General features: G+C 71.9%; 10 protein-coding genes. 5 read left to right on the forward strand and 5 right to left on the reverse strand.

From position 1 onward, the window contains the following. Positions 1-52: 52 nt before the first annotated feature. Positions 53-2,299: a serine/threonine-protein kinase gene (locus tag KGD84_RS24945; RefSeq protein WP_220562804.1), complete on the reverse strand. Its 2,247-nt coding sequence runs from the start codon at positions 2,297-2,299 to the stop codon at positions 53-55. 1,177 nt (positions 2,300-3,476) lie between these two features. Further along, positions 3,477-3,866 (reverse strand): ArsR/SmtB family transcription factor, encoded by a 390-nt coding sequence (locus KGD84_RS24950; protein ID WP_260697156.1) that lies wholly within the window; start codon positions 3,864-3,866, stop codon positions 3,477-3,479. A gap of 90 nt (positions 3,867-3,956) precedes the next feature. Here KGD84_RS24950 and KGD84_RS24955 point away from each other — a divergent pair, with 90 nt between their 5' ends. The 5 genes from KGD84_RS24955 (at position 3,957) to KGD84_RS24975 (ending at position 8,307) form a co-directional block, all read left to right on the forward strand. Next, positions 3,957-4,946, forward strand: coding sequence for an LLM class flavin-dependent oxidoreductase (locus KGD84_RS24955; RefSeq protein WP_220562806.1), 990 nt, complete (start codon positions 3,957-3,959; stop codon positions 4,944-4,946). An 829-nt stretch (positions 4,947-5,775) separates the two neighbouring features. Continuing rightward, on the forward strand, positions 5,776-5,976 hold the full coding sequence (locus KGD84_RS24960) for a hypothetical protein (RefSeq protein WP_220562807.1): 201 nt from the start codon (positions 5,776-5,778) through the stop codon (positions 5,974-5,976). Between the two features lie 160 nt (positions 5,977-6,136). Continuing rightward, entirely contained in the window at positions 6,137-7,087 is a 951-nt protein-coding gene (locus tag KGD84_RS24965) for an OmpA family protein (RefSeq protein WP_255646788.1), read from the forward strand. A 45-nt stretch (positions 7,088-7,132) separates the two neighbouring features. Continuing rightward, the gene (locus KGD84_RS24970; protein WP_255646789.1) at positions 7,133-7,624 is read left to right on the forward strand and encodes a hypothetical protein; all 492 of its coding nucleotides are present in this window, start codon (positions 7,133-7,135) and stop codon (positions 7,622-7,624) included. A 200-nt stretch (positions 7,625-7,824) separates the two neighbouring features. Further along, entirely contained in the window at positions 7,825-8,307 is a 483-nt protein-coding gene (locus KGD84_RS24975) for an aggregation-promoting factor C-terminal-like domain-containing protein (protein WP_255646790.1), read from the forward strand. Between the two features lie 304 nt (positions 8,308-8,611). Here the strand turns inward: KGD84_RS24975 and KGD84_RS33635 are convergent, their stop codons facing one another. From KGD84_RS33635 to KGD84_RS33640, 3 genes are all read right to left on the reverse strand, one after another. Further along, positions 8,612-10,600: a tetratricopeptide repeat protein gene (locus tag KGD84_RS33635; RefSeq protein ID WP_220562809.1), complete on the reverse strand. Its 1,989-nt coding sequence runs from the start codon at positions 10,598-10,600 to the stop codon at positions 8,612-8,614. Between the two features lie 190 nt (positions 10,601-10,790). Continuing rightward, on the reverse strand, positions 10,791-11,306 hold the full coding sequence (locus tag KGD84_RS24990; protein WP_220562810.1) for a hypothetical protein: 516 nt from the start codon (positions 11,304-11,306) through the stop codon (positions 10,791-10,793). After that, positions 11,303-14,587 (reverse strand): tetratricopeptide repeat protein, encoded by a 3,285-nt coding sequence (locus KGD84_RS33640; RefSeq protein ID WP_220562811.1) that lies wholly within the window; start codon positions 14,585-14,587, stop codon positions 11,303-11,305. The genes KGD84_RS24990 and KGD84_RS33640 overlap by 4 nt, the downstream gene beginning before the upstream one ends. Positions 14,588-14,695 lie beyond the last annotated feature (108 nt).

The raw sequence follows: 14,695 nt of genomic DNA on the forward strand, positions 1-14,695 counted from the left end.
GACACCGCCGGAAAAGCGGGTTCTCGGATGTTCCGTAACGTTTTCCCGATGATCACCCGAACGTACCGGAAAAGGTCGAGGACGGGCCTTCTTCCCCGGCCCGGCCGCCCACGCGCCGCAGGGCCTGTTCCAGCACCGGCAGTGCCGTGGAGGCGTCGCCCTCCACCGGCCCGGGTCCCCCGGCGGCCGGCGGCACCCCCGGCGGGGTGTCCCGCGCACGGTCGTCCTGCCGGTCCCGACGGACATTCCGGCTCCTGAGCGACCTCGCCGCCGCGGTCGCCGCCCCCGCCCCGGCGGCGACCGCGGCGACCGCTCCCAGCACGGCCGCCACCCCGGACCGGTCCAGCAGCAGCGCGACCCCGGCGAAGACGAACAGCAGCACGGACATGCCCGCGTAGAAGAACACGTTGTCGTCCCGGGCGTCCCGGTCGGCCGGGGAGCCCGGGGAGCCGGGGTCGCTCCGGGCGGGTCCCCCCTCCCCCGGGGCGGCGCCGGCGCCCTCCTCCGGGGCGGCGGGGGCACGCATCCTGCGCACGGTCCGCGCCGCCAGGTTCAGCTGCGGGGACGCCTCGCGCAGGGTGACGGCCAGCGCCCACTGCGCCTCGGGGGCGGCCATCAGGACGGCCTCCCGCACCGCGACGCGCAGTTCCGCGTTCTCCGGGTCCAGGTCCCGCGCCGCCAGGGCGGCCAGTTCGCCGCGGTCGGTGACCGGGGCCGCGGCGGCCCCGTGCGCCAGGGCGACCAGGCGCGGGAGCGGCGGGGAGAAGAGCAGCCCGCCGTCGGGGAAGGCGTCGGCGAACGGGGAGTTCCACTCACGCTGGGCGTCGACGGCCTCCATGAGCAGGTGCAGGTTCTCCGCCGTGCGCGCGTACCGGGCGCAGGGGGTGCCCCGGCCGCACCCGTGCGCCTCGGGGGTGCGGCAGTGGTGCCTGCTCAGGGTGCGCAGCAGCCCGGCGCGGATCGCCCCGGCGATGCCCGCCAGGAACGGCACCGGGTCCCCGGCCCCGTCCACCAGCAGGTGCCAGGACAGGTCCTCGCCCCGGTAGGAGGGCCGCAGGGCGGGCGCCATCCGGGCCACGACCCGGGCGAGGAGGAGTTCGTCCCCCGCCCCGTCCCCGGAGGAGGCGGGGGCGTCGGCGAGCAGGTCCCGGGCCGCGGCGTCCAGCGGCGGCCACTGCGCCAGCCTGCGGCGCTGCTCCGGCGAGCGCAGGAACCCGACGGCGGTGTCCCACCGCTCCTGGAAGGCGTACGCCAGGGACACCGGCGAGGTGTGGTCGACACCGTCGAACCGGAAGGGGGGCTCCTTGCGGATCTCGGCCGCGGCCGCGGCGATCTCTTCCACGGGCACCCTGATCGTGGTGGTGTCCCCGCCGTCGGCGCCCGCCGTCCCCCGTTCCGCCTCCCTCTCCGCGCCCAGGACGGCGGCGATCTCCTCGGCGGACATCAGCCGGGTGGCGGGCCGGTCGGGGTCGGGCCCGGTGCCGGGGCCCTCCTCCCCCGCACCGGGGTCGTCCCGGTGCCCCAGCAGCGCCATCAGCACCTCCCGGGCGGTCGGACGGTTGCCCGGTTCCCTGTCCAGGCAGCGCCGCACCAGCGGCAGCAGTGTTTCCGGCACCCCGTCCAGGTCGGGCTCCCCGGTGGTCACCCGCATCAGCAGCGCCGGCATGTTCGGCGCCTCGAAGGCGCCCCGCCCGGTGGCCGCGAACACCATGACCAGGCCCCAGGCGAACATGTCGATCGCGGTGGTGACCTCCCCGCCCCCGAACTGCTCGGGGGCCATGTACTTCGGCGTGCCCAGGATGGCGCTCGCGCTCGTCCCGGTCCCCTCCAGCGCGCGGGAGATGCCGAAGTCGATGACCCTGACCCCGTCCCGCCCCAGCAGGATGTTGTCGGGTTTGAAGTCCCGGTGCACCACCCCCGCCCGGTGGATGGCCACCAGCGCAGTGGCGGTGGACACCGCGAGCCGGTACAGGTCCCCGTCCGAGCCCGGCCCCCTCCCCCGGATGTAGCCCTCCAGGGGCGTGCCCTCCACGTACTCGGTGGCGATCCACGGCGGGTCCCCGCCGGGGTCGGCGTCCAGTACCCGGGCGGTGCAGAACGGCAGCACCGACTTGATCAGCCCGATCTCCCGGTCGAACCGCTCCCGGAAGTCGGCGTCCCCCCGGTGGCGGACGTGCAGCACCTTGACGGCGGCGCGGTGGCCGTCCCGGTGCTCTCCCAGGTACACGGTGCCGAAACCGCCCGCGCCCAGGAGGCGGCGCAGGCGGTATCCGCCGACCTCGGAACCGATGTCGACCACGGGGGACTCCTTGTCGCTCTCTGCTCGGGCGCCGCTCCCCACCGCGCACCGGGAACGCACCGTAGCACCGCGGGGTGAACGGGACACGCGGGGTGCCGCGCCCATCCTTCTCCGCAGGGGCGGGGGTTCCGAGGACGCTGACCGCATGTGGCCACGACGCCCCGCTGGCGGTCGGGCGGGGCGCCGGGGCGGAACCCGGCGGCGGAACGCCCCGGGAGGGCGGTCGGCCGGGGACGGAGCACGGCTCCACCACGCCCGGCAGCGGACGGCTCCTGGAACGCGCCTCACCAAGCGTCCATCCAGGGAAAGCGAGCGCCAGGTGCCGGGACGGAACACGGCCCCACCGCACCCGGCGGCGGATCACCCCCGGAACCCACCCCACCGAGTGTCCGTCCCACGGAACGGACCGCAGTCGGGACGACAAAAAGGAAAACCCGCACCGAGGGAATACCGGAATTCCGGAAATGGCGAAGAAGAACAGCAAGAGCGCGTGTGAGGCGTGACGACATCCCCGGGCGTTCCGTGCCGGTTCATCCCCGGAGAACATCCACCGGACGCACGATCACCGCCTTCCACATCTCCACAGGGTGGAAATCCCGAGACCGTTCCACCGATCCACCCAGCGGAACGGCTGGGAGCACGTTCTCCGAAACGGCATCGCACACGCGCGTTCCCGCGCATGCGTAGAGCAACGGCTCCGGGCAGGGGCAGCGAACGGGCACGACGCATCCGAAGAGAGGGGCGCACACTCGTGTGCGCATGCCGGGGACGGTCAGCGGCCACGGTCGGACACTTCCTTCGCGCGGGGTTCACGTGAAGCGGCACAACGCGGCCGGGCCCGTGGGAAAACTCCGTTTTCCACACCCGACCCCACATGCCATAACACCCAGGGGATGGAGATCCGACCCGCCCCGGGGGATAAAACGGACCTACCTGCCACTTATTCGCGAGAAACAGCATGTTTTCTTGAATACGTCCGGGCCTTCGCCCTTTCCCCTAAAGTGGGGGGCCGGGGCCGCCACCCGGCCCCTGGGGCGGGCGGCGCCCCGCGCTCCCGTTCACTCCTACTCCCGGGGGCGCGGGGTTCCGCTCGCCTCGTCGCCCCGGCGCACCGGAGCGCGGACGGGAACGGGAGACCCGGGCGAGACCTAAAAGGATCCCTGCCGCCCCGGGCCGACTAGACCGGCCGGACCGCCGCCTCCGCGGCCGCGTCCGCGCCTGTGTCCGAGGACACCGTGTCCCCGCAGGCGAGCGCGCCCCGCTCACACGAGAGCACCGTCTCCAGCAGCCCAGGGAACCGCTCGGACACGTCCCCGTCCCGCAGCGAGATGAAGCACCGGGTGCCCTCCGTGCGGCTCTGCACCAGACCCGCGTTGCGCAGGATCTTCAGGTGGTGGCTCAGCGTGGACTGCGCGATCGGCAGGTCGATGTCCTTCCAGGCGCGCTCGCCGTCCCTGGCCGCGAGCATGCGCACGATCTTCAGCCGGGTGGGTTCGGCCAGCGCGGCCAGCACCGTCACCAGCTCGACCCCGTCGAGCGGTGGATGGTGTTGCTCCCTCGCCGCCACGCGAACCTCCTCACACCGGCGTTTCGCACCAGCATAGTGGGACGGGTGTATCTTCGATATTCGACGATCATCGAACACCGAGGGACAAGCATGCCCATCACCCTGTCCGTGCTCGACCATGCCGGCATCTCCGAGGGGTCCACACCCGGGCAGGCCCTGCGCGACGCCCGCGACCTGGCCCGACACGTGGAATCGCTCGGCTACCGGCGCTTCTGGCTGTCCGAGCACCACAACATGCGGGCGATCGCCAGCGCCGCCACCTCCGTCTCCCTCGGCTTCATCGCCGAGGGCACCTCGACCATCCGCATCGGCGCCGGCGGCGTCATGCTGCCCAACCACTCGCCGCTGGTCATCGCCGAACAGTTCGGCACCCTGGAGTCCCTCTACCCGAGCCGCGTGGACCTGGGCCTGGGCCGGGCCCCGGGCACCGACCCGCGCACCATGATGGCGCTGCGCCGCGACCACTCCGCCGCCTCCGCGTTCCCGCACGACGTGCAGGAGCTCCAGTCCTACTTCGAGCCCGCCGACCCCGGCCAGCCGGTGCGAGCCATCCCCGGCGAGGGCCTGCGGGTGCCGCTGTGGATCCTGGGGTCGAGCCTGTTCGGCGCCCAGCTGGCCGCGCAGCTGGGGCTGCCGTACGCCTTCGCCTCCCACTTCGCGCCCGACGCCCTGTACGAGGCGCTCAAGGCGTACCGGGAGAACTTCACCCCCTCGCGCCAGCAGGAGACGCCGTACGCGATGGCGGGGGTGAACGCGTTCGTCGCCGACACCGACGAGGAGGCCCGGCGCCTGTTCAGCACCATGCAGCAGGCCTTCCTGGGAACGCTGCGCGGGGCGCGCGGGCTGCTGCGCCCGCCGGTGGACTCGCTCGACACCATGTGGCGTCCCGGGGAGCGGGAACGCCTGGACCACATGCTTCGTTACTCGTTCGTGGGTTCCCCGGAAACGGTGCGCCGCAAGCTCGAGCTGTTCGTCACCGACACCGGTGTGGACGAGCTGATGGTGTCGTCGATGATCTACGACAAGGAGGCTCGCCTGCGCTCTTTCGAGCTGCTGGCGGAGGTCGCCGGTCTGGGCTGAGTCCCGTCCCCGCCCCGGGGGGCACCGGGCAAGGGTGGCGGCCGTTGGGCGCTGTTGGCAGGCGGCGCCGGCCGCCTCCCCCGGGTGGGGAAGACGAAGGGCCGGGCACCCCGCGGGTGGGTGCCCGGCCCTTCGGTGTGCCCGGACCGGCCCCGGGTCCGTTCGGCGACGCCTCTCACGGCAGAGCCGGGTGTCCCCCCGGTGCCGACCGTGAGCATCCCCGCCGGAGCAGGGAATCCTTCCAGGACGTGAACTCTCGCCGTCCCCCGGCCCCGAGCCGGGTGAAGAAAGCGCCCCCGAATCCCCTCCGCGCTCGCGGACGACCGCATTCGCACCGGTCATAGGCACGATCGCCCACCGATCACCGGACAAGTAGTGACGCCTCACGTGTCGGCTGAGAAGATGGTGACCCGTCGGGCACCGACCGTTATACGTGTTCATGGGCGCTCCACCCGAATGCGGTTCCGCACCCGGAAGGGCGATCGGAACCGCGAGAGGCGTCCCCACCTGCGTTTTCAACGGAGCCGAGAGGGCCTGTGGACAAGGTGTGGTGGCCGGGATCGACGGGCATCGTGAAGGAGGATGACCTCTTCTGGACAGGTACAGGGCGTATGCCCGGGACATGTGCAGGATAGTGAGAACCCCGAGGCGGCTGCGCGAGCAGGAGCCTCGCCCCGTAGCCGAGTCGTTGACACCGGTGAATCCTTACCCTTGGTTCACCTTGATGAAGGCCACCAGGCCGAAGAGATGCCCGGCCGCGGGCCACGAGGACGTGGCCCGTCGCCCCGGATCTCCTCCCCCAAGGAGCTGACCCCTTGTGAAGACGCCAATGAGCAAGCTGTGGGCGACCCTGAGCGCCCTGATCGTCCCCCCGTCCAAGAAGAACGACACCGGCGCCACCATCATCGAGTACGCGGCCATCCTTCTTCTCATCGCCGCCGCCGCCACCCTCATCTGGGGCCTCGGCATTCCCGAGAACATCAGTGGGTCGATCGGTACGGCCGTCTCCGAGATCCTCAGCGGCCCCTGACCCGGACAGAAGAACAAAGAACGAAGGCCCCATAGTCCGGGCGAAGCATCGAACAAACGAGAACCGCTTGCTTTCCAAACCCTCCACCCCGAACAAAAGAAGACAGGCATTCTCTTCCGGGGTAACAGCAACACTTCTCCTGACGCTGACCGCATGTGTGGTGTCCCCAGAAGACGGAAGCACCCCCCGACCGGAGGACGCCGGAACCCTAGAAAGCAATCCACCCGATGCGCAGGGAGGGGACACCGAGGGGAACCCGATCGCCCACGCGGCGACGACCACCACACCCCTGGGCCAAGACCTCGAGATCGGCGTTGTGGCCCTAGAGCGACTGGAAAGCGACGCACTGAGACTTCGCCTACAGGTGTCCAATAAATCCACGGAAAGCATATCGCTTTTCGACGGCCTATCCGAGCCGAACGACCCGAACACGGCAAGCCTGGTATCCCTGGTCGATGCAAGCAATCAAAAAAGATACCTCAGCTACGACCAGAGCAATGGACAATGTTTCTGCTCCCCACCCCTGGAAGGCCCCATACCGGCAGGGGAAAGCGAGGAGATCTGGGTTATATACCCAGAACCCCCGGTCGACCTAGAACAGATGACGGTCGTGGTACCGCTGGCTCCACCGATCATGGACGTACCCATCAGCGACTCCACGGAAAGAATGGAGAATATAAGCCTGGCGGACGCCCAGATACTCAACCTGACGATGATATCGGACAACCTGGAGGATCAAACCGGTCGCACCGAGAGCGGCGAGGAAGTGAGCATCATCCTGTCCTCCGACGTGCTTTTCGAGACCAACAGCTCCGAACTGAACTCTGAAGCAGAAGAGATACTGGAGCAGGTCGCCCTGGAGATCGACGACTCGTCGGCCACGACCGTGAAAATCGACGGCCACGCCGACAACACGGGAAGCGATGCGACGAACGTCCCGCTCTCCGAGGAACGAGCCGAGTCGGTCAAGGAGGCACTGGCGGATCTCCTGACACGATCTGGAGTCGATTTCGAAGTCGCCGGCCATGGATCGAGCGACCCGATCGCCGACAACAGCACGGAAGAAGGACGAGAGAGAAATCGCCGTGTCAGCGTGACGTTCGAAAAGTAGGCGACCATGAAGCGAAAAAGAAGAAAAGCAGCAAGCACTCTCTGCATGGCCGTTCTCGTAGCCGCCACCATGTCAGCGGGAATCAGCTCGGCGGCCCCCGCATCGAAGCCGAGAGATCTCGATTCCCTTGGGTCTGCCACTGGGAATGAAACCCAGTCGAGCAACCTCGTCGCAGAAGCCAACATCGCAGAGAGGAACGAGGCCGGGAATATACTGTCCATCACGTGGAGCATTGAGAACACAGGAAGCGATCGAGTCACTCTGACCTGGCTCGCCGGGAGGTCATATCTTTACTCAGGCGCCAACTACGCCGGAGTGACCGCCATGGCCGCAGACGGATCGTCAAGATTCCATCCCATCATGGACGAATCCGGTTCCTGCCTGTGCTCAGGAGACAGCTCGTCGGCCTTCAAAGAGTGGGTGAGTCCCGGAGAGAAGGTCTCATACTGGTCGATGTTCTCCGTCCCCTCCGATGTCGAGAGCATCACCTTGGAGATTCCCGGGTTCGAGCCGATCGAGAACATTCCCATTTCCTGACCGCCCCCGACCAAAACCTTCTGGAGAATGATTTGTCTGGCTCCCGGCACACGAACTTCGGGGAACCGCGGAGGCCGTCGCCTTCGCGGCCTGCGGGGCGTGCGGGGGAACGCAGTGGACCCCCGCGCCTCTGGCGTTGGCTGTGGCCCGCGAACCCCCATGGCGGCGACCGGGGCGCGGCACTGACCGAGACGGCGGCCGTGCTCATCCTCGTCGCCGCCGTCATGGTCGCGGTGTACCAGCTGGAGCTGAGCAGGACCTTCAACGAAGGCGTGCGGCAGATGGTGTGCCTGGTGCGCGGCCCCTCCTGTGGGGAGACCTGGACCGAGGCCGATCGGCCGGAGGCGCCGGAGTCGTACGAGTGGGGCCAGGGCAACCCGAACCGGGTCGACAACCAGAACATCGCCCGATCCCTCGCCGAGGGCTACGGCTGGCAGGACGCCGAGTGGCAGTGCCTGAGCAACCTCTGGGGGGCTATGTCGCACTGGGACCACACGGTCACCGACCCGGATACGGGGGCGGTCGGCATTTCCGGGTTCGTCCCGGGGGTGCACGGCAACCTGCCATCCGGGTTCCGGGACAGCGCCCAGGCCCAGATCGAGTGGGGGCTCGGGCACATCAGGGACACCCACGGAACCCCGTGTGTGGCCTGGTCCTACTGGCAGGGCAGCGGCTCCTACTGACCGGGATCCGACCAGCGCCGTGGCCCCTGCCGGATCCATCCGCTCTCGGCGGTGGTGGGAGCCCATGCGCTTCCGGCACGGCTCGAAGCCGGGCCCGGCCCACCCCGTCCCCCGGGCAGGCCGAATACCCCTCGGTTCAGGGAGTCGCGCAGCAGAACCCCGGGTCTCCCGCCCCCTCCGCGCACTCACCACCGTGGGTGCCGTGGCCGCTCCCATCGACGGAGCCGCCCGCCCCGCCCCCGCCCCCGTGCCCCTCCCCCTGCCCCACGCGCGACGCGTGCACCCGCCCGGCCGGGGACACCGGTCAGGGCTGGGTCTCCTCCCGCTCGGCCTCCTCCTCGATGAAGCCGATCACCTCGGCCAGGTGCTGCTCCACGTCCAGGGTCTCCTGGGCCTCCGGTCCGGCGACGCGGCGCAGCGCCGCCAGCACCTCCCGGTACTCGGCCTCCGCCTCCTCCAGGAGGCCCAGGCTCGCCCACGTCGCCGCCATGCGGCTGCGGACCCGCAGGGTCTCCGAGTGGTCGGCGCCCAGCGCCCGGGTCTGGGCCGACACCAGGTCGCCGAGTTCCGCAGCCGCGCCCTCCAGGTTCTCCCGGCCGCCCGCCCGGACCAGCGTCACCACCAGCGCCTGCCAGACCCGCCAGGTGTCCGGGTCCCGCTCGCCGTGCCGCAGCAGGTAGCCCCGCACGATCGCCCGCAGCCCCAGCACCGCTTCGTCGTGGATCCCCATGTCGCTCAGCGTCCAGGCGGCGACGAACAGCAGGTCCAGGCGTTCCTGGTCGCCGGGTTCCCGCCCCGGCAGCCGGCCGGCCTCGGTCAGCGCTCGCACGGTCTCCGACGCGGCGGCCCGGTAGGCCTCCAGGCGCCGCACCATCGTCTCCGCCTCGTCCGTGTCCGGCGCCGCCTCCGGGCCCGCGTCCGGCGTCACTCCCGGCGGGTCGGCGGCCTCCAGGGCGCGCCGGTGCGACTCCATCGCGCCGGTGAGCCCGGCCTCCTGCCGTGCCGGGTCCCACCGCAGCGCGCGCAGCAGCTCGGTCCGCATCGCCAGGGTGTGCGGATGGTCCTCGCCCAGCGCCCCGTCGAGCCTCCGCACCAGGGCCTGGACGAGGTCGGCGACCGCGGCCCGGTGCTCCGGGTGCCGCGCTGCCACGTCGCGCAGGCCGGCCGTCCACTCCCGGTGGTAGCGCCGCACCTGCCGGTGGCCCGCCCCCAGGACGCGTTCGGCGGTCTCGACCACCGGGGCGAGCTCGAACGCCGACTCCGCCTCGGCCCCGCGCCACCGGGGCATCCGGCCCAGGTCCCAGCGGCGGGCCAGGGTGTCCGGATGGTCCGGGCCCAGCACCCGGCAGGAGGCCACCACCAGGGAGAGCAGTCCCGATTCCAGGTCCGGGAGCCGGTCCGGCTCCCGGTCGGGCATCGTTCCCGGCCCGGTGCCGCGGTCCCGCGCGCCCCGCCGCATCAGGTCCTCGTCGACCCGGCAGGCCAGCTCCCAGGCCTTGAGGGTGTCCGGGTGGTCCGCCCCCTGGACCCGACGCCGGTCCCGCAGGACCTCGCCGATCTCGGCCCCGGCCTCCTCCGGACGGGCGAGCGCGCGCAGCGTCAGGGCCAGGCTCTGGCGGGCGGCCAGGGTGTCCGGATGGTCGGGGCCGAGGGTGCGCAGCCGCCCCTGCCACACCGCCCGGTACTCCGGGACGGCGGATTCGCGCCGGTGCTCCCACAGCAGTGCGGCCAGTTCCTCCCGGGCCGCCAGGGTCTCGGGGGCCTCCGGTCCCAGCGTTCGTGCCCGTTGCCGGGCCCGGTCCTGCAACCGCTCCCGCTGCGGGGCGAAGCCGGCCCTGCGCTCGTCGCGGCGGGCGCGGCCCCGGAGCCTGCGCACCCGCCGGTAGGCGGACTCCGCCTGCCGCAGGGCGCCGTCGGCGAGCTGCGTGCGGGCGATGTGCAGGGCCTCCTCCCGCGAGGAGCATCCCAGGAGCATCTGGAACTCCGCGTCCGGGACCTGGTCTGTGTACCCGCGGGGCGGCTCCGGGTCCATGCCGGTCACCGTGTCGGCGGTGAGGAACAGCCGCGGCATCCGCGCCCGGGGGGCGGTCAGCCACTCCCACGCCTCGGCGAGGGACTCGAGCTCTCTGGTCAGGGCGTCGTCCCCGGCTCCGGGGTCCGCGTCCTCGGGCAGGTAGCGGGTGTGCAGCTCCTCCACGGCCGAGCGGCGCAGCGGCCACGGGTAGCCGCAGCGGCGCATGCCCATGACCGCTCCCAGCAGCGCGGCGGCCCGCAGCGGCATCACGATCCCCACCGTCCTCTCCGCGGGCCGCCCCGGTCGGGGACCCGCTCCGGTCTCCCCGGAGGGGGCCCCGCGGCCGCCTCCGGCCGTTCCGGCCCGCGCACCGTCGCCGCCCCCGCGCCGCGGACGCCCGGGACGCAGGACGAGGCTACCGCCCGGCCTCCGGCCGCGGTGGACGTTCGCCCGGGAGGGCCGGATGCGGTCACGGCCCGCCCCACTCCGGCGGGCAGGCCGCCTCCCCAGCGCGGGCGAGTTCCCCCTCGACCTCCTCCCGCGCGGCCGGGACGTCGGCGCCCTGGTGGATGCCCGCCGGTGCCCCGGCCGACCGGGGCACCGTGACGAACACGTCCGTCCCCACCGCGAGCGCCTCCAGCGGGTCCGCGTAGGCGGGGTCCGGGACGGTCACCCGCGCCGTCTCCCCTCCGGAGGCGGGCTTGACCCACTCCCGCACGGCGATGGTCACCTCCACCAGGGGCTCCTCCGCCGCCCTCGGACCTTCCCCGCGCGGTTCCGTCACCGCCTCCACCGCGCTGACCTCGCCCTCCACGATCACGTCGGCGCAGGCGATCTCCTCCGCCAGGGTCCGCCGCCGGTCCACGGCGGGGCCGGTCCCGTCCCCGTCGAGCAGCACCACCAGGGCCGCCGTCAGGGCGCCCGCGGCCGAGACCCCCGCGATCCCCCACAGGGCGGGGTGCCCGCGCCGGCGCCCCCGCGTCACGATGTCCCCTCCTGGTCCTGGGCGTCCCGATCCAGGGCGTCGGCGGCACCGGCGGCGGGTTCGGTCGCGGCCGCCCGGAGCGCCTCGTTCATGCGCTGCTCGCTGCGCAGGGTGTCCTCATGGTCGGGCCCCAGCACCCGGACCCTGATCTCCCACACCGCCCGGTTCTCGGCGGCCGCCTCCTCGTACCGCTCCAACCGCTTCCAGGCCAGGGCCAGCCTGCTCCGGGCCCAGAGGGTGTCGGCGTGCTCGGGACCCGACACACGGGTCCGGACCTCCAGCATCTCGCGGAGTCCGGCTTCGGCCTCCGCGAACCGGCCCGCCTCGTGCAGCACCAGTACCTGCCTCTCCCAAGCCCAGAGGGTCTCCTCGTGTTCCGCGCCCAGGACCCGCGCCGAGGCCTCCCACATCGCCCGGTACTCGGTCAGCGCCTCCTCGTACCGGCCCAGATCCTCCAGCGCCAGGGCCAGTCCGCTCCAGTCGGCCAGCGCCTCCTCGTTCTCGGGGCCCGCCGCCCGAGCCCGGACCTCCAGAAGCCCCCGGTACTCGGCCGCCGCCTCCTCGTAGCGCTCCTGCACCCGGTGCAGTTCGGCCAGCCGGCTGCGGAGCTCGAGCGTGGTCTCGTGCTCCTCCCCGGCGTCACGACGCCACACTTCGAGGGCTTTCCGCAACCCGCACTCCGCCTCGTCCATCCGCCCCAGCCGCCAGGACGTCATCGCGAGGTCCTGGTGGTAGGCCACCAGGTCCGGGTGGTCCTCCCCGAGGTCGCGGATGAGGTCGTCCCGAGCCGCGGCGGCCTCGGTGTAGTGCTCCTCATAGCACCCGGCGTCCCGCAACGCCGTGGTCATGGCGTACCGGGAGGCCAGGGTGTCCGGGTGGTCGGCGCCCAGCACTCGGGCGCGGTCCTGGTACACCGCACGCCATTCGGTGAGGGCCTCCTCCTTCCGCCCCAGGGACGACAGCACCCGGCCGAGCCGGTGGCGGTCCGCCAACACGAGGGGGTCGTCGGGGCCCGACATCCGTGAGCGGATCTCGTACAGCGAGTGCGCCTCGGGCTCGGCCTCCGACCAGCGTCCCGCGTTGACCAGTACCGTCACCAGGGTGTTCCGGGCCCTCACTTTGAGGGGATCGGCGGCATCGGGTCGGCGGTCCAGGACGGCCGCGATGTCCCGCAGTTCCGCCTCCAGGCCGATCCGGTCGACGTCACCGCCTTCGGCTCGTTCGGCCTCGTAGCCGTCCATCAACGTTTCGAACCGGGCCCTCTGGCTTTCCGGGTGCTCCTCGCCCATCGTGCGACACCGCAGTTCCCACAGGGCCCGGAACCCGGCCTCGGCCTCCCGGTGCAGACCTTCGCGCGAGGAGACCACCGCCAGCTCCCACATGGCCGCCGGGATGAGCGGGTGTTCTTCGCCCAGGGCGCGCACCGCCGTGTCGAGGATCTCCCGCAGTTGAGCACGTGCGGTGGACAGCCGCTTCAGGCCCACGTGGGACTGCGCGAGGCGGAACCGGGTCCACAGGGTGTTCTCAGCGTCCTCGCCCGCGCTCCGGCTCAGCACTTCCACGGTGGCCTCGAACTCGGCCCGGGCCCGTCTGTGCTCCCCGAGCAGGGCCAGGGTCATGCCCAGCTGGTTCCTGGCCGCCACCGTGTCCGGGTGGTCCTCGCCCAAGAGGCGCAGACGCGCCTCCCGAACCGCTTCGGCCTCGGGAAGGGCCTCTTCGAGGCGGCCTGCCCGGTGCAGCGCCAGCGCCAGGAAATACCGGGTCGACACCGTGTCCTCGTGGGCTTCTCCCAGGATGCGGAGCCGTGCGCGGGCGACCCCCTCCAGCTCGGCCGAGGCCTCGGTGAGACGCCCCCCGAAGGTCAGCACCGTTCCCAGGGAGTCCCGGAGTTCCAGGAGCACCGGGTCGTCCGGGCCCACGGTGGCCGCGCGCAGTCCGACCGCCTTACGGTAGGCGCGTTCCGCCAAGTCGTAACGCGAACGCCCCGAGGCGTCGCGCCCCAGGCCGGAGGCCGAGCCGATGGTGGACGCGTATCCCAGGATGCGGTCGAACTCCTCGTCCGTGATCGGGATGTCGTCCGGGTACAGGCTCCAGACCTCGTTCAGCACCCGTGGGGATATGCCGACGCCGTCACCTTCGAAGGGGACCAACAGGGCCTCGAACATCGCCATCGGCCCGGACGAGAACGAGAGCCGGGCCATGGGCGAGGACTCGGCCACGGCCTCGGTCGCCCAGGCCCACGCCTCCTCCAGCGTTTCGGGGACCGGACCCGACCCGCTCGGCCGTTCCTCCAGGAACCTCGTGTGCAGGTGCTCCACCAGTTCCCGGGGAACGGTCCCCTGGAAGCCGCGGCTGTACACCAGAGCCGTGGCGGTGACCAGGGCGACGCCCCGGGGGCGGGGTGTCCCGCCGACGGCCGGGTCGGCGGACCGGGCCCGGTCCCAGCGGTCGGCCAGCAGGTCGGTGTTCTCGATGCAGGAGGCGAAGCCGTAGCGGCCGCTGTTCTTGAGGACCCGGTCGAACCGGTCGTCCCCCGACCAGGATCGCACCTCCCGCACGCGGTCGCACTCGGCCTCCGACAGGGCCCGGGGCACCATCACCTCGACCGCCCGGTCCGGTTCCGCTTCCACGGCCCGACCGGGAGAGGAACGCATGAGGGTGTCCATGTACTCCTTCAGGTCCTCCTCCTCACCCTCCTCCAGCCCGGCCGGCCGCGTGGCGGTCTGAACCGCGTACGAGGGCAATGTCATGCTCCCCGCCCTGGCCAGCAGGGACCGCTCGTCCTGGGAGAGGGTCCTTACCAGCAGGCGGTGGCCGCCCAGCGGGGTGTCGAGGAAGCGGGCGAGCTCCTCCGCGGGGTTCGCCGGATCCATGCCGAGCCACAGCCACTGGATGCCGCCGTCCAGCCACAGCACGCACCGGGAGTGCCGGTCCGCCTCCCGCCACAGGTGTGCGAGCCCGGCCCCGGGACGGGGGATGAGCAGGGTGTGGTCGGTCAGGTGCGACACGGCCTCGTAGGCGCTGCGGGACCGGCCCGCGGTCCTCTCACCCGTCAGGAGGACGAGCCCGCCCGCGTCCACGGCCGCCCGGAGCCGGCCGTCGAAGTCGCGGGGGACGTAGGGCGGGACCACCGCCGTTCCGTCGGTGGTGACGACGGGGCGGCGCACCCCCCAATTCGTCGGGTCGCCCCACTGACCGACGGTCGGGGGCGTGCCGTCGGGCAGGGTCTCGTACGAGCCCTGCCTCCAGCCCGTGACGTCATCGCGCCACTGCGCGGGCATACCCTCGAGCCCCCTGCGTCTCCCGGACGACTCCGACATGTGCGACCTCCGTCGTGTTCTCCTCGGCAACACCTCTAGGACGCCAGGGGGGACACGGACGGTGCCGGG

The sequence above is a fragment of the Nocardiopsis changdeensis genome, from assembly GCF_018316655.1.
Lineage (GTDB): Bacteria > Actinomycetota > Actinomycetes > Streptosporangiales > Streptosporangiaceae > Nocardiopsis > Nocardiopsis changdeensis.

Coding starts and splice junctions, on each gene's coding strand:
- KGD84_RS24970 (WP_255646789.1), top strand. CDS start 7,133: ATGGCCGTTCTCGTAGCCGCCACCATGTCAGCGGGAATCAGCTCGGCG.
- KGD84_RS24955 (WP_220562806.1), top strand. CDS start 3,957: ATGCCCATCACCCTGTCCGTGCTCGACCATGCCGGCATCTCCGAGGGG.
- KGD84_RS24960 (WP_220562807.1), top strand. CDS start 5,776: ATGAGCAAGCTGTGGGCGACCCTGAGCGCCCTGATCGTCCCCCCGTCC.
- KGD84_RS33640 (WP_220562811.1), bottom strand. CDS start 14,587: ATGCCCGCGCAGTGGCGCGATGACGTCACGGGCTGGAGGCAGGGCTCG.